The 23,284-nt window shown below is 59.9% G+C and carries 15 protein-coding genes and 1 pseudogene; all 16 read left to right on the top strand.

Annotation, left to right across the window (positions count from 1 at the left end):
• Window positions 1-2: 2 nt before the first annotated feature.
• Entirely contained in the window at window positions 3-1,499 is a 1,497-nt protein-coding gene (gene tssC, locus Q5Y75_RS08325) for a type VI secretion system contractile sheath large subunit (protein WP_306196181.1), read from the top strand.
• A 99-nt stretch (window positions 1,500-1,598) separates the two neighbouring features.
• On the top strand, window positions 1,599-2,096 hold the full coding sequence (locus Q5Y75_RS08320; RefSeq protein WP_306196178.1) for an Hcp family type VI secretion system effector: 498 nt from the start codon (window positions 1,599-1,601) through the stop codon (window positions 2,094-2,096).
• 84 nt (window positions 2,097-2,180) lie between these two features.
• Window positions 2,181-2,999, top strand: a complete 819-nt coding sequence (locus tag Q5Y75_RS08315; RefSeq protein ID WP_306196176.1) for a type VI secretion system accessory protein TagJ — start codon at window positions 2,181-2,183, stop codon at window positions 2,997-2,999.
• Window positions 2,992-3,486 (top strand): type VI secretion system baseplate subunit TssE, encoded by a 495-nt coding sequence (tssE, locus tag Q5Y75_RS08310; RefSeq protein WP_306196174.1) that lies wholly within the window; start codon window positions 2,992-2,994, stop codon window positions 3,484-3,486. Before Q5Y75_RS08315 ends, tssE begins: the two co-directional genes overlap by 8 nt.
• 2 nt (window positions 3,487-3,488) lie before the next feature.
• Window positions 3,489-5,366, top strand: a complete 1,878-nt coding sequence (gene tssF / locus Q5Y75_RS08305) for a type VI secretion system baseplate subunit TssF (protein WP_306196172.1) — start codon at window positions 3,489-3,491, stop codon at window positions 5,364-5,366.
• Window positions 5,330-6,361 (top strand): type VI secretion system baseplate subunit TssG, encoded by a 1,032-nt coding sequence (gene tssG, locus Q5Y75_RS08300; protein WP_306196170.1) that lies wholly within the window; start codon window positions 5,330-5,332, stop codon window positions 6,359-6,361. Before tssF ends, tssG begins: the two co-directional genes overlap by 37 nt.
• A 59-nt stretch (window positions 6,362-6,420) precedes the next feature.
• Window positions 6,421-9,168, top strand: coding sequence for a type VI secretion system ATPase TssH (gene tssH, locus Q5Y75_RS08295; RefSeq protein ID WP_306196168.1), 2,748 nt, complete (start codon window positions 6,421-6,423; stop codon window positions 9,166-9,168).
• A 50-nt stretch (window positions 9,169-9,218) separates the two neighbouring features.
• Complete coding sequence (locus Q5Y75_RS08290; RefSeq protein ID WP_306196166.1) at window positions 9,219-10,796, top strand: hypothetical protein; 1,578 nt, start codon at window positions 9,219-9,221, stop codon at window positions 10,794-10,796.
• A 215-nt stretch (window positions 10,797-11,011) separates the two neighbouring features.
• Window positions 11,012-12,259: a hypothetical protein gene (locus Q5Y75_RS08285; protein WP_306196164.1), complete on the top strand. Its 1,248-nt coding sequence runs from the start codon at window positions 11,012-11,014 to the stop codon at window positions 12,257-12,259.
• Between the two features lie 46 nt (window positions 12,260-12,305).
• Window positions 12,306-13,559 carry a hypothetical protein gene (locus Q5Y75_RS08280; RefSeq protein ID WP_306196162.1) on the top strand — a complete coding sequence of 418 codons (1,254 nt, stop codon included), beginning with the start codon at window positions 12,306-12,308 and terminating at the stop codon, window positions 13,557-13,559.
• 76 nt (window positions 13,560-13,635) lie between these two features.
• Window positions 13,636-14,493 (top strand): ion transporter, encoded by an 858-nt coding sequence (locus tag Q5Y75_RS08275; RefSeq protein WP_306196160.1) that lies wholly within the window; start codon window positions 13,636-13,638, stop codon window positions 14,491-14,493.
• Window positions 14,486-14,989 (top strand): annotated as a pseudogene (gene tssB / locus Q5Y75_RS08270) (type VI secretion system contractile sheath small subunit); the annotation flags it as partial. The gene Q5Y75_RS08275 and the pseudogene tssB, both read left to right, overlap by 8 nt.
• Window positions 14,990-17,347: 2,358 nt before the next feature.
• A complete protein-coding gene (locus tag Q5Y75_RS08265; protein WP_306196483.1) occupies window positions 17,348-20,296 on the top strand; it encodes a type VI secretion system contractile sheath domain-containing protein in 2,949 nt (982 codons plus the stop codon).
• 31 nt (window positions 20,297-20,327) lie between these two features.
• The gene (locus Q5Y75_RS08260) at window positions 20,328-22,361 is read left to right on the top strand and encodes a type VI secretion system Vgr family protein (RefSeq protein ID WP_306196158.1); all 2,034 of its coding nucleotides are present in this window, start codon (window positions 20,328-20,330) and stop codon (window positions 22,359-22,361) included.
• Between the two features lie 11 nt (window positions 22,362-22,372).
• The gene (locus tag Q5Y75_RS08255) at window positions 22,373-22,975 is read left to right on the top strand and encodes a DUF6931 family protein (RefSeq protein ID WP_306196156.1); all 603 of its coding nucleotides are present in this window, start codon (window positions 22,373-22,375) and stop codon (window positions 22,973-22,975) included.
• A gap of 2 nt (window positions 22,976-22,977) precedes the next feature.
• On the top strand, window positions 22,978-23,280 hold the full coding sequence (locus Q5Y75_RS08250; protein ID WP_306196155.1) for a PAAR domain-containing contractile injection system baseplate protein: 303 nt from the start codon (window positions 22,978-22,980) through the stop codon (window positions 23,278-23,280).
• Window positions 23,281-23,284 lie beyond the last annotated feature (4 nt).

The raw sequence follows: 23,284 nt of genomic DNA, 5'->3' as shown, positions 1-23,284 counted from the left end.
AGATGGCCGAAGAAGAAGCCCAGGTCGAAGCCGCCGAAGGCGCAACCGCGTTTGGATCATCCGAATTCGAAGCGCTGCTGACCAAGGAATTCCGTCCGAAATCTGATCAGGCAAAAACCGCCGTTGAAAGCGCGGTCAAGACCCTGGCCGAGCAGGCGCTGGCCAATACCGCGCTGATCTCGGATGATGCGCTGCGCTCGATCGAAAGCATCATCGCTGAAATCGACCAGAAGCTGACCGAACAGGTCAACCTGATCCTGCACCACGAAGAATTCCAGCAGATGGAAAGCGCGTGGCGGGGTCTGCATTATCTGGTGAACAACACCGAAACCGACGAGATGCTCAAGATCCGGGTCTTGAACTGTTCCAAGAAGGACATGCACAAGACCCTGCGCAAGTTCAAAGGCACCGCCTGGGACCAGTCACCGATCTTCAAGAAGCTCTACGAAGAGGAATTCGGTCAGATGGGTGGCGAGCCTTATGGCACGCTGGTGGCGGATTATCATTTCGACCACTCCCCGCAGGATATCGAGCTGCTGGGCGAGATGTCCAAGATCGCAGCCGCAGCCCATGCACCGCTGATCACCGGTGCCAAGCCGACCCTGTTCCAGATGGACAGCTGGTCGGAACTGGCCAACCCGCGCGATCTGACCAAGATCTTCCAGACCCCAGAATATGCCGCTTGGCGGTCGCTCCGCGACAGCGAGGATTCCAAATATGTCGGTCTGGCGATGCCCCGCTTCCTGGGCCGTCTGCCCTATGGCGCCAAGACCGAACCGGTCGAGGAATTTGCCTTTGAGGAAGACACAGACGGGTCGGACAGCAGCAAATACGGCTGGGTGAACGCGGCCTATGGCATGGCGGTCAATATCAACCGGTCCTTCAAGGAATACGGCTGGTGCTCGCGTATTCGCGGCGTGGAATCGGGCGGCGCGCTGGAGAACTTGCCCGCGCATACCTTCCCGACCGATGATGGCGGCGTGGACATGAAATGCCCCACCGAGATCGCAATCTCGGACCGGCGCGAGGCGGAACTGGCCAAGAACGGCATGATGCCCCTGATCCACCGCAAGAACACCGACACGGCGGCCTTTATCGGAGCGCAGTCGCTGCACAAACCGGCGGAGTATGACGATCCGGATGCCACCGCAAACGCCAACCTGGCGGCACGGCTTCCGTATCTCTTCGCGACCTGCCGCTTTGCGCATTACCTCAAGTGCATGGTGCGCGACAAAGTCGGGTCCTTCAAAAGCCGTGACGACATGCAGTCGTGGCTGCAGGACTGGATCAACCAGTATGTCGACTTCAACGCTGACATCTCGGCTGAGTCCGAAAAGGCGCGCAAACCGCTCGCATCGGCCGAGGTTGTGGTTGAGGACGTGGAAGGAAATCCGGGCTATTATACCTCGAAATTCTTCCTGCGACCGCACTATCAGCTCGAAGGGCTTTCGGTCTCTCTGCGACTTGTTTCGAAGCTGCCATCAGAAAAAGGCGCTTAGTGAAAAAGTTCGCAGATTGGTGATTCTTTGTGAGTTATGTCTGTGTCATCGAAACGAACAACGCGGCAATGATACTTCTGCACCTCGAAGGAGACGAGAATGGAAAACGTATATATCAAAATTGACCAGATCCCTGGCGAAGCACGTGAAAAGCAACACAAGGACTGGATTGCGGTCAAATCGATCGAATGGAATGTCGAACGTACGCTAGACATGACTGACCTCGGCACCACCCAGCGCGGCTATGCCAACACCAACTTTGGCAAGATTTCGGTTACCACCGAACTTAGCAAAGCCTCGGCCAAACTGATGACCTATGTGGCCTCGGGCAAGGCGTCCAAGGAACTGGTGATCCATATGTGCCGGGCCGGTGATACCGAGAAAAAAGGCATGGAGCCCTATCTGATCTGGACCCTGCGCCACGCCATCATCGACAGCTATTCGGTGTCGGGCGGCGAAGAGCAGATCCCGGAAGAAAGCTGGACAATCGCCTATCGCGGTATCGAGATCAAATACAAGATCGCCGATTTCGACACCGGCGCGCTCAGCGACTGCAACTCGTTCCTGTGGAACCTGGAGACCGGCGACGTCAGCTAAGCCTGAACAGCTATCGGCCCTGGCAGTGCGAACTGCCCGGGCCTTTTTCGATTCTGTATTCGGGCCTGAGCGGACGAGGATTATATGACGCCGGAAGAACATCTTAAATCAGGCGACCTGACCGCCGCTCTGACCAGCCTGCAGGACAAGATCCGGGCCAATCCCGCAGACCCCGCTCTGCGGATTTTCCTGTTTCAGCTCCTGTGTGTGCTGGGGGACTGGAAACGCGCCATCACGCAGCTGAAACTCAGCGCGGAAATGGACGAACTGGCCACGATGATGGCCAAAACCTATCGCGAGGCGATCATCTGCGAGGTTTACCGCGAAAAGGTCTTCGCCGGCGAAAAGACCCCGCTGATCTTCGGCGAGCCCGAGGAATGGCTGGCCCATCTGATCGAGGCGCAGAAGCTATTTGCAGGCGGCCATACCGCCGAGGCCGCCGAGCTGCGTGCCAAGGCGTTCGATGCTGCTCCGGCGACCTCCGGAACGGTCAATGGCGAGGCGTTTGAGTGGATCGCTGACGCGGATATGCGGTTGGGTCCGGTACTGGAAGTCATTGTAAACGGGCGCTATTTCTGGCTACCCTTCTCGCAGATCGTGAAGCTGAGCTGCGAGGAACCCAGCGATCTGCGCGATGCGGTCTGGACGGCCGGCACGCTGACCGTTGCCAGCGGCGGCGAGGTCGCGGCGCTGATTCCGACCCGCTATCCCGATACGATCGCGCAAGGTGACGATGCCGCGAAACTGGCCCGCGCCACGCAATGGGTCGATGGCGGCGCCGAAACCTTCTTTGGCGTCGGTCAGCGACTGCTGGCCACCGATCAGTCGGATGTTGCGCTGCTGGATCTGCGTGAACTTGTGCTGGATGTCAGCCCGGCCGAAGAACAGGTTTCAGATGGCTGAACGGACACTGGCAGAGCGGCTTCAGCCGTCGCTGCTCGACCGGCTGACCGATGATGCGCCAGAAACGCAGAAAGAAGGACGCGACGCGAGGGTTATCGACGTGTCGCGCCTGCGCGAGATCATCCAACGCGATCTATCGATGTTGCTGAATACCACCGATCATTCCGACCTAATCGACCCCAAGAACTATCCGCACGCGGCTAAATCCGTGGTGAATTTCGGTATCCGCGAAACTTCTGGCGCGTTTTCGACGATGGAACGCGCGCGATTGATCCAGCGTTCGATCGCGGACGCGGTGGCGGTGTTTGAGCCGCGCATCGTTGACGGTTCGGTCATGGTCGAACTGCGCTCCGAAGAACGCTCGGGCGAGATGCAGATCGAATTCGACATTCGCGCCGTGATGTGGGCGCAGCCGATGCCGCTGGAACTCTACCTGCGCAGCCGGGTCGACGTGACCACCGGCGAAGTCGCCATCGAGCGGAACTGACGATGGATACCCGACTTCTCAAACATTACGAAACCGAACTGGCCTTTCTGCGCGAGATGGGTGCAGAATTTGCGCAGGCCTATCCCAAGATCGCCGCCCGTCTGGGCATGGAGGGGATCGAGGTCATCGACCCCTATGTCGAGCGGCTGCTGGAAGGCAGCGCGTTTCTGGCGGCGCGGGTGCAACTGGAACTGGACATGCAATTCCCGGCCTTCACCTCGAATCTGCTGGAGATTGTCTATCCCCATTACCTCGCGCCCACGCCGTCGATGATGATTGCCGAGCTTCAGCCGGACCCGGGCAATTCCGCGCTGGCCGAAGGCTTTGTGATCCCACGCGGATCGACGCTGCAATCGCGCCTGATGGAGGGAGAGCAGACGCCTTGCGAGTTCCGCACCGGCGCCGACGTGACCATGTGGCCGATCGAAATCAGCGAGGCGGAATATATTGACGGGCGCGGAGAACTGGTGGCCGCCGGGCTGGCGCGCGATGTAGATGCGCGAGCCGGTATCCGCCTGCGCCTGAAACGCTCGGATGGCGGGCCGCTGGCAGAACTGCCGATGGATCGCCTTGTGCTGCATCTGGACACGCAAAGCGGCAAGGCCTGGGATATCCACGAATTGCTCTGCACCCAGTGCCAGGGCCTGACCGGACGGTCAACCAACCGGCGGGCCGACTGGACACAGGTGCTGGCGGGTAGCGGGACCGAGGCAAAGGGATTTAGCCGGGACGAGGCGCTGCTACCCACCCCGCCGCAAAGCTTCGACGGCTATCGCCTGTTGCAGGAATATTTCGCGATGCCGCAGCGGTTCCTGTTTGTCGAGCTTTTCGGCCTGAACCCCGCGCTCAAACGTGCCGAGGGCGATGAGGTGGACATCTATGTCCTTCTGCGCGAAGGCACAAAGGAGGTGGCCCCGGCGGTCACGCCCGCCGCCTTCACGCTGAACGCGGTGCCCGCGATCAACCTGTTCCACCGCCGCTGCGACCGGGTGCATGTCACGACCAAGGACACCGAGCACCATATCGTGCCCAGCCGGACCGCCGGGCTGGACTACGAGATTTTCTCGATTGAGAAGGTGCGCGGCATCCGCAGCGATGAAGAAGGCGATATTGCGTTCCGCCCGTTCTATTCCGACACCGATCTGACCTCGGCCGGGGACAACCATCACGCCTATTACACAATCTCGCGCCGGATGCGGCAGCGCAACGAAAAGGAGCGGCTGCGCGGGGTGCGCACCTCTTATCTGGGCTCCGAGCTGTTCCTGACGCTGGTGGACCGGGCGCAGGCACCTTACCCGTCCGCGCTCAACCAATTGGCGGTCGAGGCGCTCTGTTCCAATCGTGACCTGCCGCTGCTGCTGTCAACCGGCGGCGACAACGTGTTCTTTCTCGCCGAAAGCGGCCCGGTCAAGGCGATCCGAACGCCCGTTACGCCCACGCGTCCGCATTCCAAGCTGGCTCAGGGGGATGCGGCATGGAAACTGATCAGCCATCTGAGCCTGAACTACCTGTCCATTGATGGTAACGAAAATAATGGCGGATCAGCGGCGTTGCGTGAATTGCTGGGCATCTATGCGCCGCTCGGCGACAGGGTGACCGAGAAACAGCTCGAAGGGATCACCGCCGTGTCCAGCCGCCCCATCGTGCGCCGGATGAGCGACGAGGTGCTGAGCACCGCAGTACGCGGACTGGAGATCACCATCGCATTTGACGAAAGCTTTTATGAGGGCACCAGCGTCTATGTTCTGGGCGCGGTGCTTGAGCGGTTCTTCCGCAAATACACAACGATAAACAGCTTCACCGAAACGGTGCTGACAACCGACAGACGAGGAGAAATAGCCAGATGGAGACCGGCGACCGGCCTCGGCCGGATCATCTGAGCCTGCTGGCAGAGCTTGCGAAACACCCTGAGAAACATCATGTTTTTCAGGCGCTGCGCATATTGGAGGCGCATTATCACGATGCGCCGCGCCTGGGCGAGTCACGCCGCCCGCGCGAAGACAAAGTGCGCCTGACCCAGGATGTGAGTCTGGCCTTTCCGCCTTCGACCATCACTGGGTACACGCCTGCGACGGGATCAAGACCCGCCAAGCTCAGCAATCACTGGTTCGGCTTTTTCGGCCCGCAAGGGCCGCTGCCACTCCATCTGAGCGAATTTGCCCGCGACCGGCTGCGCAACCACCGCGACCCCACCTTCGTGGCTTTCGCCGACATGCTCACCCATCGGCTTATGGGGCTGCTCTATCGCGCCTGGGCAGCGGCCCGGCCTGCGCCCAGCTTTGACCGGGGCGACGACCCGTTCGAACAGCGCGTCGCAGCGCTGGCCGGGTTCAAGGGCAAAGGCAGTGCAGACCGCGATGCGATGCCCGACCGGACGCGCCGGTTTTTTGCCGGCCATCTGTCCTCGGGACCAAAAACCGCCGAAGGTCTGGTAGCGATGCTGTCGCAGTTCTTCCATGTCCCGGTCAGCCTGCAGGACTTCGTGGGGTCGTGGCTGGAACTGGAACCGGATGACACATGGCAATTGGGCGGTATGGTGGGTCTGGGACATGACACCAGCATCGGCAACCGGGTCTGGTCGCGCTCGGCCAAGTTCCGCATCCGCATAGGGCCGCTCTCGCTGGAAGACTACGAACGCCTGCTGCCGGGCGGGGTTTCGCAGGAGCGGCTGGAAAGCCTGGTGAGGACCCATGTGGGCGACGCTCTGGATTGGGAGGTCAATCTGGTGCTGGCCGGAGACGAGGTGCCCCGCGCATCATTGGGCGGGACAACGCGTTTAGGGCACACAAGTTGGGTGCGCACACGGGATGAGGGCGATGCAGAGAGGCCGGATGCCGAGGATCTGATCCTCTACCCGACCTATTCCGCCGCTTGAAACACAAGATTTGAGACGGGTTTTGAAAGACAAGCCGACAGGGACGAAAGGATATCAAAATGACTGAGATCAACCGCGTGGCGCTGTTCGGCAAGCTGAACAAACTGGGCTATCAGGCCATCGAAGGGGCAACCGTTTTCTGCAAGATGCGGGGCAATCCCTATGTGGAAATCCAGCACTGGCTGCACCAGATTCTGAACGGGCAGGACAGCGACATTCACCGCATCATCCAGCATTATGATCTGGACCCGGGCAAGATCGCCACGGAGCTGACCCGCTCGCTGGATATGCTGCCGCGCGGGGCCTCGACCATCTCGGATCTGTCCGATCATCTGATGGATTCCATGGAACGCGGCTGGGTCTGGGGCTCGCTGCTCTATTCCGACAGCAAGGTGCGGACTGGCTATCTGATTTTGGGCATGCTGAAAACGCCCGCCCTGCGCAACATCCTGCAGACCATGTCGCCGGAACTGGGCTCGATTGGCGCTGATGATCTGGCCGATAACTTCAACGCGGCCACCGATGGTTCGCCCGAGGACAGCTTGGGCGCGCAGGATGGCTCTCAGGTCGGCGGCGGGGCCGAACCCGGTGAGGCAAGCGGTTCCATGGCACCCGGTGCAATGGGTAAGGGCGAGGCGCTGGAGCAGTTCTGCACCGACCTCACCGAACAGGCGCGCAATGGCGAGATCGACCCGATCGTGGGCCGCGACGAGGAAATCCGCCAGATCGTGGATGTGCTGATGCGCCGCCGCCAGAACAACCCGATCCTGACCGGTGAAGCGGGCGTTGGTAAGACGGCAGTGGTTGAAGGCTTCGCTTTGCGTATTGCGCGCGGCGATGTGCCCCCGGCGCTGAAGGATGTGCGCCTGCTCGTGCTGGATGTGGGCCTGTTGCAGGCCGGTGCGTCCATGAAGGGCGAGTTCGAGAACCGCCTGCGCCAGGTGATCGACGAGGTACAGGCCAGCCCGACCCCCATCGTGATGTTTGTCGATGAAACCCACACACTTGTGGGGGCAGGGGGCGCAGCTGGCACCGGTGATGCTGCCAACCTGCTGAAACCGGCGCTGGCGCGCGGCACGCTGCGCACCATCGGTGCGACCACCTGGGCCGAATACAAGAAGTATATCGAAAAAGACCCCGCCCTGACCCGCCGTTTCCAGGTGGTGCAGGTCGATGAACCGGACATTCCCAAGGCCGTGCTGATGATGCGCGGCATTGCGTCGATGCTGGAAGGACATCATCGCGTGCAGGTTCTGGATGAAGGGATTGAGGCGGCGGTGACGCTCTCGGCGCGCTACATCCCTGCACGGCAATTGCCCGATAAATCAGTGAGCCTGCTCGACACCGCCTGCGCTCGTGTCGCCGTTAGTCAGCACGCGGTTCCGGCCGAGGTGGATGACAGTCGCCGCCGGATTGAGGCGCTTACAACGGAACTCGAAATCATCGGACGCGATGAAACCGCAGGCTATGACGTGGCCGACCGGCGCGAAGCGGTGACAGCCGCAAAAGAGGCCGAAGAGGAACGCTTGACCGGTCTGACCGAGCGCTGGGAGGCGGAAAAGGCGGTGGTGGAATCCATTCTCGATCTGCGCGCCAAGCTGCGCGAGGGCGGGCAGGAGGTCGAAGGCACCGGCACAGCGGAAGGCGCTGCCGCCACCGAAGAGGCCGAGACAACCGATCTAGTGCCGGATATCGACGGCGAGTCCCAGAAGATCGACCGAGATGCCTTGATGGCGGAGCTCAAGGAAAAGAATGCCGAGCTGGAAGCGCTCCAGGGCGACAGCCCGTTGATCCTGCCCATCGTCGACCATCAGGCGGTGGCGAGCGTCGTGGGCGACTGGACCGGCATCCCGGTGGGCCGCATGGTCAAGGACGAGATCGAGACGATCCTGACCCTCGAAGAGCATCTGTCCAAGCGGGTGATCGGACAGGATCACGCGATGAAGATGATCGCCAAGCGCATCCAGACCAGCCGGGCGGGGCTGGACAATCCCTCCAAACCCATCGGTGTGTTCATGCTGGCGGGCACGTCTGGTGTGGGTAAAACCGAAACGGCGCTGGCGCTGGCCGAGGTGCTTTATGGTGGGGAACAGAACGTCATCACCATCAACATGTCCGAATATCAGGAGGCGCATACCGTCAGCAGCCTGAAAGGCGCGCCTCCGGGCTATGTCGGCTATGGTGAGGGCGGCGTGTTGACCGAAGCGGTGCGGCGCAAGCCCTATTCTGTGGTGCTACTGGATGAGGTCGAAAAGGCACACCCGGATGTGCATGAGATCTTCTTCCAGGTGTTCGACAAGGGCGTGATGGAGGATGGCGAGGGCCGGGTGATCGACTTCAAGAACACGCTGATCCTGCTGACCTCGAATGTCGGCACCGAAATGATCATGGACATGTGTGCTGATCCCGACCTGATGCCCGACCCCGAGGGGCTGGCCAAATCGCTGCGCGACCCGATGCTCAAGGTTTTCCCGCCCGCGCTTTTGGGTCGTCTGGTGACGATCCCGTACTATCCGCTCAGCCCGCATATGATCGCCGAGATCACCAAGCTGCAGCTGGGCCGGATTAAGAAACGCGTGCAAGAGGCCCATGGCGTGCCGTTCGAATATTCCGATGCGGTGGTCGAAGAAATCGTCAACCGGTGCCAGGAACTCGACAGCGGCGGGCGGATGATCGACGCCATCGTCACCAACACGATGCTGCCCGACATTTCAGCCGAATTCCTCAAACGCATGATGGAAGGGCATGATATATCTAAGGTTGTGATAGATGTCACAGACGGAGAGTTCACTTACGGATTTGACTAAGGCACCAGACGCCGCGGTGGGCGGTGTCCTATTCAAGGGAGTTGTGACTGATGAAAAAAGGAATGACACCGCAGCTGGACTATAAATGGTGGTCCAAGAACAAACCGACCTTTCTGGGTAAGACCGGACTTGGCGATGCGCTGAAAGATTATGCGATCGCCATGGACAAGTTCGAGTATGACAACGCGCGCAAGGCTCTGGTTGTGGTCAAGAAAAAGGTCGAAGTCGCCACCAAGAAATGCAGCGACAGGACCCAGAAGACGACCAAGGATGTGCTGAGCAAATACGACCCCGTCATCAAGAAGGCCGATGACGATCTGAAAAAGAAGATCGCGGACGAGCAGAAGAAGGCCGCGGCCGCTCCGGCTGCGGTTCCGGCGCAGAAGATGGGCAAGGATGTGGTCATCTGGAAGCGCGATATCGGCAAGGAGGTCTTCAAGAAGATCAAGCTGCAATGGATCGATGGGATCGACGGTTTCCTGCTTGAACAGAAGCTGAATGACGACATTCTCGATGTGTTCGAGAAAGAAGGCGACTATGTCACGCCGCAGCAGATCGTCGATGATTCCGAGGCGATCGGCCAAATGGTGATCGCCGAAATCGTCAAGGATCTCAAACAGATCGACGGGCTGATCCAGTCTGGCAAATTGACCGACACCAAAAAGGTCGAGGCGGCGCTGTTGAAAGCGCTGAAGTCCAAGATGGATGTGGCTAAGGGCAAGCTGGAAAAACTGCCCGAGGCGCGCTGGAAGAAGTTCAAGGCACAGAAAAAGCAATATACCAAGTACAAGATCAAGACGGGCGTCAAGCTGACCACCGGGACCTTCGGCATCGTGGCGGGTCTTGGCGGGCTTGGGCTGGGCGTTGCCGCAGCAGCGGGGGCAGTGCCCACGATGGGCGGCTCGCTGGCGCTGGCGATTCCCGGTCTTATTGCGGGTCTTGCCGGAACATTGCGGTCCTGTGCGGCGATGACCAAGCAGCTTGTCGATCTCAACCGCAGTGCCGAGAAAGTCGAGAAGGTGCTAAAAAGTGACCTTGAAACGCTGCAGACCCGCTACAAGAGCGCGGTCAAGAAAGTTGCCGCTGAAACCGGGGCGACGACACTCAAAGGCTTGCTTGGAACGGATGCGCCGTTTCTGGCCACCATTCCGAAATGCAGCGACAATATCGAACTTCTCGGCAACAAAACCGCCGGTATCGCGGTTGCATCGCGCAAGCTGTCCAAATCGATCCTCAAGGCCATGAAAGAGACCGAGGATTTGGAAAAGCAACTCAAAGGTGTCAAGGCCGCCAAGGTGCGCAAGGCGTATGACAAGCTGGTCAAAACCCGCGCGGCACTGTCCAAGGCCCTGGACAAATGCTCAGATCTCGGGGCGCGGATGACCAAGCTCGAAAAGAGCATTCCGAAGCTCAAACAGATGGTGAAAGTGCTTGAGGACAAGAACACCGATTTCAACAAATATTTCGACAAGGTGTTCCCCACGGTTGTCAGCCTGGCGTTGACCGGCGTGGGCTTTGGCACGGGTGCCGCCGATTCTAGCTCAGTTGCGGATTGGGTCAGCACCGGGGTCGGCCTGGTCGCCGACTTGGGTCTTGAAGCCGCCGATTTCGCCGCCGAGAAAATCTGATGCTATACAGCTCACCTAAGGAGGTGTCTGACTTTTAAAGAACCACCAGCGCATCCGATCGCATAACGAAGCGGCACCGGATGCGCCCTAAGCTCTGTTCCATGTACATGTGACCCTGGGTAACTTTTTCACCGCTCTGAAAACAAATTCACAGATGCAACTCACAACTGCGTGTTTGTTTAGGGCACCACCACTTACACATAGGGGATAACACAATGGTCAAGCACGTTGTCATGGACATGAAAAATGTCCCGATCAACAAAACCGGTCTGGAGATGGTCGATCCACCCAAACTGTCTTACAAGGTTGTCGTGGAACTGGACAAGAAGATGGAGAAAGGAGTCGAAAAAGACCCGCTTCTGCAACAGGAATTCCAAGCCGCCGCAAGCGAGGTTCTGGATCAGACCAAGGCCACCATCGAACAGAAATGCAAGGTCTTCGACAAGCTGTTCGTTGGCATGGCCAACAAGGGCGCGTCCGACAAGGACATGGAAAAGCAGCTTAAAGGGCTGAACAACGCCATCAAGCAGGACATGGCTGTCGCTCAGAAAGCTGGTGAGCTGGCCGCACAAAAAGCCTGGACCAAGCTGCAGGCCAAAAAGAAAGAATGGAAAAAGTTCAAGATCAAGGTCGGCGTCTCGATTGCGGGGACGGTTGCCGGTCTGGCAGTATCGATTGCGGCCATGGCGACCTCACCGTTTTCGGGTGGCGCAGGTGCGGCTTTTGGCATTCTGGGCTTGATCAAGTCGGGCGTGTCGCTGGCCAAGGATATCGGCAAGCTGGCCACCGACATTGACACGGCCAAAAAGCATCTGGTCGTTGAACTGAAGGTTGTCGAGAAGGCGGCCCAGAACAAAGGGCTCTATGCCGCCAACGAGGTCACGGCCGCCGTGCTGAACGAGTTTATCGGCATCGCCCAGCCCTCGATCAAGACGGTGGATGACGCGGCCGAGACGCTGAAGGCGAAATATGCCCAGATGGTCGTCAAGGTGCATGATCTGTCCAAGACACTGAACAAGATCCTCAAGGAGCAGGACAAGCTGAAGGCGCAGTTCATGAAAGAGGTGGGCAACAAGCTGAAAAAGCACCCCGTCAAGGACAAGAAGGCGCAGCTGACCATGATCAGCAAGGCGCTCGATACGGCGTTGACCGACAACTACAAGGCGGTCGATAGCGGGATCACCAAGGTGCAGCTGATGTATGCCGATACCCGCAAATGGGCCAATACGATCAAGGACCTGATGAAGCGCGTGAGCCAGTTGGCGCTGAAGGACCCCAAGGGTCTCAAGGTGTTCCGCGAGGCGCTGAAATTTGCCGCTCTGGCCACCGCGCCGATCGACGGCAACTCGATCGCGACCGGGGCCAAGGACCTGGCGCTGGGTGTTGGCGGTGCGGCGGGCGGATACGCCTATGACAAGATCACCAGCAAAGCGCTCGACGGCACCGTATTCGACGCGGCCTGATGAAAGAAAAACCCAAAAGGGTACGGAATAGAAAACGGAATAGAAAATGGCCAAGACCAACACAGTTAAGCACAAGTTCGGCGTCGTCGATCTGGTTCGCAAGAAACCCAAGCTGCAATTCATCGAACTGCCCAAGTACAAGGTCGATGTCGTCTTTGAAGTCACGACGACCGGCAAGCTGAAAAAGCCCGATCCCTGTCCGTCAACGGCGCTGAAGCGCCTCGAAGCGGCCGGGATGAAGGAGCTTGAGCGCTATGAAAAAGTCATCACCGAAGAAGCGGTCAAGCTTGACGCCAAGGTCGGCGAAATCCTTAAGAAAACCCCGGGCGCAAAAGGCCGGGCCGAAGCCGAAAAACTGATCCAGGGCACCAACCAGTCGATCAAGAACGCCATGGCCTCGGCCGAGGCTGCGGCGCAGGTTGCGATCCAGAAGCGGCTCAAGGAAGAGGCTAACAAGGACAAACTGCTGGTTGAGGCGCGGGCCAAGACCACGCTCAAGGTTACGATGGGGGTGATCAAGATCGGTACCGCCGTCACCCGGCTGGTGGCCTCTTCCGGGGGAGACGTTCTGGCCTACAAGACCATTGCCAAACAGATGTACAATCTGGGCAAGGAAATTCAGCAGCAACGCAAGGGGGAAGAAAAGCTGCGCAAGGATCTCGAAAGCGCGATCCAGAAATACATCACCCTGCGTGGCACCACGATCATGCAGGCAGCCAAGCGTCACGGATTGACCGACACCTCGGGTCTCGACATCAAGAAGCCTTTGGAGTCCATCAATAAAATGGCCGACAAGATCATTGATGCCGGACTGGAGGTGACCAAGGGCAAGGATGCCAAACAGCTGCGCAAAGAGATCCTGGATTTCACCATCAAGGGCATCAACTCCTACAACAAGGATGCTGACAGCAAGCGCCAGAAATACCGCGAAAACACCACCAAGGCCCGCCAGGAGGTCGACAAATACGGTGCCAAGGCGGATGAGCTGATGAAGGTCGCCCGCGCGCAATCCGCCCCCAAAGGCAAGGTCAACGCGATGGGCATCAAGCTGGGCGCCGAGGCGATGGCCTCGAAACGGTATGCCAGCTCTTTGGCGGCGGTTCTGGAGGAGCGCGAGAAATTCCTCAAAGAGATGCAATCGCTGATGGAAGCCAACGGTTTGAAAGTCGATGACACAACGATTTACAACAAGCTGAAGGCACTCGACAAAAAAACCGCCCTAAAGGAAACCGCAGCCATGGTGACAAGCGTCTCAGGCATCTACAAACTGGTGGATGAGATCAGCGATCTTGCCGCCTGACGGCACATGACCCTATCACCGGGCACGGCGTTGAGGCCGTGCCCGATGCATTCAAGACCTGCAAAGGAACGATTCGATGGACAGCAGCAGCGCAGACGGTGCCATGACATTGCAAGAGCGCGCGCGCGAGTTCATCGAGCGGCCGGGCGTTCAGAACGCCATTCTTGGCGTCATTATCGTCAACGCGATCACGCTGGGCCTGTCCACCTCGGCGGCGGTGCAGGCGCAGGTGGGCGATCTGCTGGCGGTGTTCGACCGGGTGGTGCTGGGCATCTTCGTGATCGAGCTTCTGATCAAGTTCTACGCCTATCGGCTGCGCTTCTTCACCAATGCCTGGAACGTCTTTGACTTGATCGTCGTTGGCCTCGGCCTGCTGCCGGATCGCGACGGTCTGTCGGCGCTGAGGGGGCTGCGGGTCATCCGGGCAATGCGGCTGCTTTCCGTCATCCCGCAGATGCGAGCGGTGGTGCAGGCGCTCTTGGATGCGCTGCCCGGAATGGGCGCGGTGATCATCATGATCTCGATCGTGTTCTACGTCTTTGCCGTCATGGCCACATTGATGTATGGCCCGGGCTTTGACGAGTGGTTCGGCACGCTGGGCCGATCGCTTTATTCGCTGTTCCAGATCATGACCCTGGAAAGCTGGTCGATGGGCATCGTCCGACCGGTGATGGAGGAATATCCGACCGCCTGGGCCTTCTTCGTGCCGTTCATCGTTATCACCGCTTTTTCGGTTCTGAACCTCTTCATCGGTTTGCTTGTCAACACGATGCAATCGGCGGTGGAGGACGAGTCCGAGATGGAGTTCGAAAAGCTGCGCGAGCTGGTGCGTTCCGAGACCGATGTGGTGGATGAGCATGTGCTCGCCCTGCATGAGGAGCTGCGTGCGCTGCGCAAGGAAGTCGCCGAGTTGAAAGGCGCGCGCGATGGCTAACAGCTCGCAGAAATTCATCGCCCGCAATCGCGCGCCTCGGGTTCAGATCGAATATGATGTGGAGCTTTACGGCGCCGAAAAGAAGGTACAATTGCCCTTCGTTATGGGGGTAATGAGCGATCTGGCGGGCAAGTCCGAGGTGGCGCAGCCATCGATTGAGGATCGCAAGTTTCTGGAGATCGACGTCGACAATTTCGACAGCCGGATGAAGGCGATGGCCCCGCGCGTCGAGTTCACCGTGCCCAACACGATGACCGGCGAGGGCAATCTGCCGGTCGATCTGACCTTTGAGAAGATGAGCGATTTCAACCCTGCCGCCATCGCCGCCAAGATCGAACCGCTGCGCGCCCTGCTCGAAGCACGCACCCAGCTCGACAATCTGATGGCCTATATGGATGGCAAGACCGGGGCCGAGACGCTGATCGAAAAGATCCTCGCCGATCCGTCCCTGCTGTCAGCCGTGGCCGCCTCCGAACCCTCGGGCGACACTCAATCCGCGCTCGATTCCTTGCGCGATGCGGAGATTGCCGAAACGCCGGCGGATGACGGCAGCGACGTTCTGGATGCCCTGCGCGCCGCCGCCCCCGAAGATGCGCCCGAGGATACATCGGTCTCAGACGCGCTCGCTTCGATCCCCGAGACCGAAGCGCCCGTTGAGGAAGACACATCTGCTGATGTCCTGTCCGGGCTTGCCGCCAACGCCCCGGAAGAGGCGGCAGAGGACACATCGGTCACAGATGCGCTGACCTCGCTTCCCGAAACCGAACAGGTGCAGGACGAAGATACCTCTGACGATGTTCTGAGCGGGCTTGCCGCCGCCGCGCCCGAAGAAGCAGATGAAGACACCTCCGTCGCTGATGCACTGGCCTCCATCCCGGAGGCCGAAGCGGTGGCGGAACCGGACGAGTCTGCCGATGTACTGAATGATCTGGCGGCGCGCCAGCCTGATGAGATCGAAGAAGATACCAGCGTCACAGATGCCCTCGCCTCGCTGCCCGAAGCCGAACAGACGGTCGAGGAAGATACCTCCGGCGAGGTTCTGAGCGGGTTGGCGGCCACCGCCCCCGAGGACGCGCCGGAAGACAACGCTGTTGAGGACGCTCTGGCTTCGATCCCGGAGGTGGAGGCAGAGGTCGAAACCGATAGCTCTGAGGACGTGCTGAATGACCTGGCCGCGAGCGCGCCGGAGGCGATTGCCGAGGATACCGGTATCAGTGATGCGCTGGCCTCCTTACCGGAAGCCGAACAAGCGGTCGACGAGGATACATCCGCTGACGTTCTCAGCGGGCTAGCAGAAAGCGCGCCGGAGGATGTCGAGGAAGACAACTCCGTCGCCGATGCGCTCGCCTCGATCCCGGAGGTGGAGGCCGAGATCGAAACCGATAGCCCTGACAGCGTGCTGGGTGATCTGGCCGCGAACGCACCGGAGGCGGTCGCTGAGGATTCCAATATCAGCGATGCACTGGCCTCCTTGCCGGAAGCCGAACAAGCGGTTGACGAGGATACATCCGCTGACGTCCTTAGTGGGCTAGCCGAACATGCGCCAGAGGAAGTCGAGGAAGACAGCTACGTCGCCGATGCACTCGCCTCGATCCCCGAAACCGACGAGGCGGCAGAACAGGACAGCTCGGGCGATATTCTGGACGGGCTCGCCGCCGCCGCGCCGGAGGAAGAGGCCGAAGACTCGCAAGTTTCGGATGCGCTCGCGTCGCTCCCCGAGGCTGAAACAGCTTCGGGCGAGGATGACGGCGCCGATGTGCTGAGCGGTCTGGCCACGGGTGTTCCCGATGAAGCAGAGGAGGAGGACGCGGTTTCCGATGCCCTGGCCTCTCTGCCCGACGCCGAACCAGAAACCGAAGACGACTCAGCGGTCGCCGATGCCCTCGCCTCGATCCCAGAGACCGAAGCGCCTCAGGAGGCCGACCCGACAACGGGTGTACTGGGGGAGCTGGCGGCGGCGGCACCCGGCGATCTGGTCGGGATTGATACAAGCGTCAGCGACGCGCTCGCTTCAGTGCCTGATACCGAGGAAGCGGCGGAAGAGGACGCCACCTCGGACATTCTCGATGAATTGGCCGAGGCTGCGCCGGCCGAAGACTCCTCAGAGGATGATCTGGACGACCTGCTTGCCGACCTCTCCGGCGCGGCTCCGGTGGACGAGGAAGACACCGCGCTTGAGGATGCCCTCTCATCCCTGCCGGACACGCCCGACGAGGTGGTCGATAAGGGTGATGAAGGTATTCTGGATGATCTGGCCGCCTCTGCCCCCAATGGGGAGCCCGAAAGAGACGATCTGGACGAATTGCTCGCCGATCTCTCCGACGCCGCCACGGAAGAAGAGGACGATACCGCCCTAGACGATGCGCTCTCGTCTCTGCCGGACACGCCCGAAGAGGAAGCCTATGAGGGCGATGCGGGTGTTCTGGATGATCTCGCCACCTCTGTTCCCGATGAGGAACCCGAAAGCGACGACCTGGACGAATTGCTCGCCGATCTCTCCGATGCCGCCCCAGAGGACCAGGAAGCTACCGCCCTTGACGATGCGCTCTCGTCCCTGCCGGACACGCTCGACGAGGAAGCCGATGAGGGTGATGCGGATATTTTGAGCGATCTGGCAGAGGCGGCGCCGGTCGAGGATGAAGAAAACGAAGATCTGGACGCGCTGCTGGCCGATCTTGCCGATGAGGGACCCGAGGAAGCGGAAGACGACCTGTTGGAGGAGGCCTTGTCCTCCTTGCCCGAGACGGATGACAGCGACGAAGACGATGGCATCGATGACGTGCTGAGCGACCTTGCCACGGACGCCCCGGAAGAGGCCCCGGAGGAGGATGACCTCGACGCGCTATTGGCTGACATGGCTGAAGACCTGCCAGAGGAGGAGGAAAACACCAGCGTTGAGGATGCGCTGGAGGGTTTGCCGGACCTCGATGTCACCGAAGAAGATAGTGATGACGGTGATCTTGATGCGTTGTTGGCCGATCTGGCCGATGACACGCCCGAACAGTCCGAGGAGCCAGACAGCACAGGCGACATCCTGACCGAACTGGCGGAGGCCGACACGCCTGACGAAAACGCAGACTCGGAGCTTTCGGAGGTTCTGGACGGGTTGGAAAGCCCTGAGAGTGAAGACGCGGACGATACCGATCTCGATGCTCTTCTGGCGGGCCTGCCCGATGAGGCAGAACCTGATGCGGGAGCGGAGAGTGGCGCGGATGACCTCGATGCCTTGCTGGCCGATCTTGGCGAGGATGAACCCGAAAGCGACGGCGAAGCGGAGGATGATCTCGATGCGCTGCTGTCGAATCTGTCCGACGAGGAGGACACTGACACGACAGCAGAAAGTGGCGATGACGACCTCGACGCGTTGTTGTCGGATCTGTCCGATGACAATGATGATGGCGAGACCGACAGCGATGACCTGGACGATCTGCTCGCCGATCTGGATGCCTCGGATATTGGAGAGGTGAACCCGGAAGATGATGCGGATAGCGGCGCGGTGGATGATCTGCTGGCCGAAATTGACGCCTCGGATGTCGGGGCGGCGGATGATCTTGACGCGCTGCTGGCCGATTTGGGGGATGACGAGGAAACCCAGGCCTCCGAGGTTGAGGAGGAGACCGAGGATGACGACCTCGACGCCTTGCTGAATGATCTGTCGGATATGGGCGATGCGGTGGCCGAGGCCGGAGAGGAAGAGGCCGATACCGATCTGGACGCGCTGCTGGCCGATCTGGACGGTGACGACAGCGGCGATGAACTGGACGATCTGATGGCCGGGCTGGACGCCGAAGAGGACGAGGATGAGGCCGACGGGCTGGACGATCTGGATGCCCTGCTGGCCGATTTAGATACCGACGATACATCCGACGAGGCCGCAGAGGCGGATGATGGCGACCTCGATGCCTTGCTCGCTGATCTGGAAAGCGATGAACCCGCGGATCTGGACGCTTTGTTGAGTGATGATGATGCGGAAGGCGGCGATGACGATCTGGATGCCCTACTGGCGGGGCTTGATGACGATACGGAAAGCGCGGAAACCGAAACCCAAGCCGAGGCCGAAACTGAGATGAGCGATGATCCCGAACTGGCCTTTGGCACGATCAGCGCTGATCGGCCCGAACCGCAGAAGCTTGAGCGCAAGCGGTTCCGGATCGCGATGTTCGGCGATTTCTCGGGCCGCTCGGCGCGCGGGCTGGTTGAAACCGGCGACGATCTGGCCAGCCGCAAGGCAACGCTGCTGGACCCCGATACGGTAGAGGAGATCATTGAGGGATTCGCGACGAAACTTGTCCTGCCCATCGGCAAAGACGGGGCGGGGATCGAGGTGGAGCTGAAAGAGCTCGACGACCTGCATCCTGACGAACTTTACGAAAAGGTTGACCTGTTCGAAGGGCTCGCCAGTCTGAAAAGCCAGTTGAGCGCGGGGGCGACCGCCGAAAACGCGGCAAAACAGCTGATCGGCTGGGGCGAGGAATTTGGTCAGGCGGTGGTGCCGCCGCGCAGGACCTCCTCGGGCAATACCGTGCGCGCCGATCTGAAGCTGAGCGATTTCCAGAAGCTGATCGGTGATACCGGTGGCGAACTGGCGCAGGCCTCGCCTCTGGACGATCTGCTCAAACGTATCGTTGGCCCGCATATCCGCAAGCTGCCCGACGCTGACACTGCCGCCATGCAAAAGGCTGTAGATGAGGCTTTGAGTGCAGCAATGCGGATGGTGCTGCACCACCCGGAATTCCAGTCGATCGAGGCGCAATGGCGCAGTCTGGACCTGATCGCGCGCAGCGTCGAGACCGATGATACGCTGGAAATCATGCTTTATGATGTCAGCGCTGAGGAAATCGCCGCTGACCTGGCCGCCGAAGAGGATCTGGCCAAGACCGGCCTAGTGCGTTTGTTGACCGAAGAACCGCTGGACGAGGAAAACGGGCGCGGCGGCTATTCCGCCCTGATCGGTATGTACACCTTTGAGGAAACGCCGCCTCATGCGGAAATCCTGGGCCGCATCGCCCGGGTTGCAGCACATGTGGATGCGCCTTTCTTCTCGGCGATCACGCCGTCTTATCTGGATGTGGCCAAGAAGGACCGACACCCATTGGTGGCCGAGGCCTGGGATACACTGCGCGCGATGCCCGAAGCAGGGCATCTGGGGCTGGCCTCGCCCCGCTTCCTGCTGCGGCGGCCCTATGGGGCCAAGTCTGAGCCTATCTATGAGTTCGACTTCGAGGAATTCACCATCGCTGAAGGGCTGCGCGGCATGCTCTGGGCCAACCCGGTGGTGCTGGTGACGATCCTGCTGGCGCAATCCTTCCGCAAGAATGGCCGCTCGATGGGACTGGGCAGCGTGATGTCGCTGGGGGGCATGCCGTTTCATTATGTCAACGACCGCTATGGCGATCAGGTGGCCTTGCCCTGCACCGAGCGCAACCTGACCATGGCGCAACATGAACAGACGGTGCAGCGCGGCTATATGCCGATCCTGTCGCCCAAGGGGCGCGACGAGATCCGGCTGGGCACGTTCAACGCGCTAGCGGGTAACGAAGTATTGGGGCCATGGACAGGCGTTCCGGCGCCTGAACCGTCGCCACCGCAACCCGAACCGCCTGCGGCGGATGAGGAAAGCGATGACGGGGACGATCTGGACCTCGACATGGATTTCGGCGGGGATGATGACGACGACAGCGGGGATGACGATCTGGACGCGCTGCTGGCCGGGTTCGGCGATGACAGCGACGACGATGACGATTCAGACGGGGATGATGACGAAATGGATGCGGAACTTGCCGCGCTGCTGGCGGACCTGTGATGCCGCCTGCAGAGGAAAAAGGAATTAACTGATGCCTCCTAAGATGCATGAAAAACAGGTGCTTTGGCAGACAAACACCTTTGGTCTCAAGCCAGTGGTGGTCGAGGGGAAAAGCGTCGATCCGCTGGTCATCCGGCGCGCCATCGTCAAGGAGGGCCTGAGTCAGCTCACCGAAATATCGGTCGAGTTCCTGTCGCGCGACGTCAAGGTCAAGCTGGAGGATATGCTGGGCAAGATCATGACGGTCCATATGCAGACCGGCGAGGGCAAAGAGAGGCTGTTCACCGGCACCGTGGTTTCGGTCGAGCGGCTGGCCTATCGCGATGGCTACCTGCAATTGCTGGCCGAGTTGCGCCCGTGGTTCTGGATGCTGACCAAGACAACCGATTGCCGCATCTTCCAGGAAATGAAAGCCGATGAGATCATCAAGAAGGTCTTCGACGACCTGGGTTTCTCGGATTACAAATTCAACATTCGCGGCACACTGCCCAAGCGCGACTACTGCGTGCAATATCGCGAAACCGATTATGATTTCGTCTGCCGCCTCGCCGAAGAAGAAGGAATCTATTTCTATTTCGACCACAGCGATGCCGACAAGAAATACGAAAAACTTGTCCTGACCGATGACAAGGGCACGCATTCCAGCATCAAAGAGAATTCCGACCTCGAATTCTGGCCCGCGGATGATGGCAAGCAGCGCACTGATGAGCGCGTGACCGAATGGGGTTATGGCGAGGCGGTGGTCTCGGGCAATGTTGTGCTGCGCGATTTCGACTTTCTGAAGCCGCAACCGGAAACCTATGAAATCCGTGAAAAAAGCACTCTTAAACCCAAGCATTCGCACAAGGATTACGAGGTCTTCGACTATCCCGGTCACTACTATTCCGACAAGAACCTCGGTAAGAAGCGCGCGCAGGTGCGGATGGAGATCGAAGAGCTTGAGCATCAGGACCTGCGCGGTCGGGCGACGGTGCGCACCATGGCCACTGGCGAGAAGTTCAAGCTGACCGAACATGACGATGACGCGATGAATATCGAGTATCTGACCACCAGCGCGACGCATTACCTGCAGACCACATCGGGCTACGAATTCGTCAAGCGCGAGACCGATCTGGACACCGGGGCGCTGGAATTCGAAGAGGACAACAAGGATCTCTACCGCGTCGATTTCACCGTTATTCCGGCCACGGTTCAGTATCGCGCGCCGATGAACACGCCCTGGCCGGAGATTCCGGGGCTGCACACGGCAATTGTGACCGGGTCCAGTGGCGAGGAGATTTACACCGACGAACATGGCCGGATCAAAGTGCAGTTCCACTGGGACCGCGAAGGCAAGAAGGATGACAAGACCACCTGCTGGATCAGGGTCGCGACGCCGTGGTCGGGCAGCGGTTGGGGCATGGTCCACATTCCGCGCGTCGGTCAGGAAGTGGTGGTCCAGTTCGAAGAGGGCGACCCGGACAGGCCGATCTGTACCGGAATGCTCTATAACAAGGACACCAAGCATCCCTGGAAGCTGCCTGACAACAAGACCCAATCGGGGATTAAAACGAACAGCTCGAAAGGTGGCAAAGGTTACAATGAGCTGATGTTCGAGGACAAGAAAGACGAGGAGCTGGTCCGTTTCGTCGCCGAGAAGGATTACGAGCAGAATGTCCTGAACAACGCGACGATTAAGGTCGGGGACAAAAAGCAGGACCCCGGCAACATGGCCTTGACCGTCCACAACGATCTGACCGAGACGGTCAGCGAGGGCAACATGGCCACCACGGTCAGCAAGGGCAACCAAACCATCGATGTAGACAAGGGCAATCAGACAACTACCGTCAAGATGGGCAATATCCAGGTCGATGCCAAGGCCGGCAAGATCACCATGACCGCCGCTCAATCGATCGAGCTGAAAGTGGCCGGGTCCTCGGTCAAGATCGATCCCAAGGGCGTGACCATCAAAGGACCGATGATCGCCGTTACGGGCGATGCGAAATGTGATGTGAAAAGCCCACTCACCACCGTCGAGGGCAGCGGCGTGCTGACCCTCAAGGGCGGCGTAGTGATGATCAACTGATGGGGGCCGTCATGACAGAACGTTTTGAAAAAATGACGAAAATCCCGGCCCTCCCCACTGCGCGGATGCTGGCCGACGTCAATACGAAACTCAGCCTGAAACTGGACGCGCCGGCCAGCGCGCCCACCGATGCGGTGCTGGCCGAGCTGGACGCCAAGGGCAAGCCCATCGACATGCTGCGCGTGTTGTCCATCGCCCTGCCACCGCGCGAACGGGTCTGGTGGGCCTGTCTCGCGGCGCGAGATTTCGTGGGCCCGGCGCCTGACAATAACACCCCCTCGCTTGAGGCTGCCGAGGCCTGGGTGTTTCGCCCAAGCCCCGAAAATCGCGAAAAGCTGATGCAGGCGATTGACATGGCCGAGCCGGACGACGAAACCGTCAAATGCGCCCTGAGCGCGATCTATGCCGAAGGCTCGCTGGGGCCGGGCGATCTGGACGAGCACCCGGCGCCGCCCGGCGGCTCGGAAGTGATGGCCTTTGCGGTAAATGTGATTGCATTGGACGCGTATGAAGGCGATTTTGAAGCCTATACTCAGGAACTTGTCGACCGCGCCGTGGATATCGCCCGCGGCGGAAATGGACAGGTAAAGGCCGAAGCCGAAGAGGAGGGCTGAACATGCCGGGAATGCCACAGGCCAGAGTGACCGACATGCATCAGTGCAACGTGCCTGCGCCGACGGTGCCTCCGGTGCCTGCCCCGATGCCGATCATCCCGCCCTGCTGTCCGACGGTGCTGGTGGCAAAGATGCCAGCGGCACGGGTGACCGATATGCATGCGGCGGCGCCCTCGCCGCACCCGATCGTGAAAGGGTCGATGACGGTTCTGATCCAGAAACTGCCAGCCGCCCGGATCGGCGATCTCGGCGCTTGCGGTGGCGCGATCATCAAGGGCGAGGTTACGGTTCTGACCGGAGGATGAAGAA

Origin of the sequence: Ruegeria discodermiae, from assembly GCF_030758345.1 — a bacterium.
Lineage (GTDB): Bacteria > Pseudomonadota > Alphaproteobacteria > Rhodobacterales > Rhodobacteraceae > Ruegeria_C.
The sequence above is the reverse complement of the archived record's forward strand: the minus strand, read 5'-3'. Positions and strand labels throughout refer to the sequence as shown.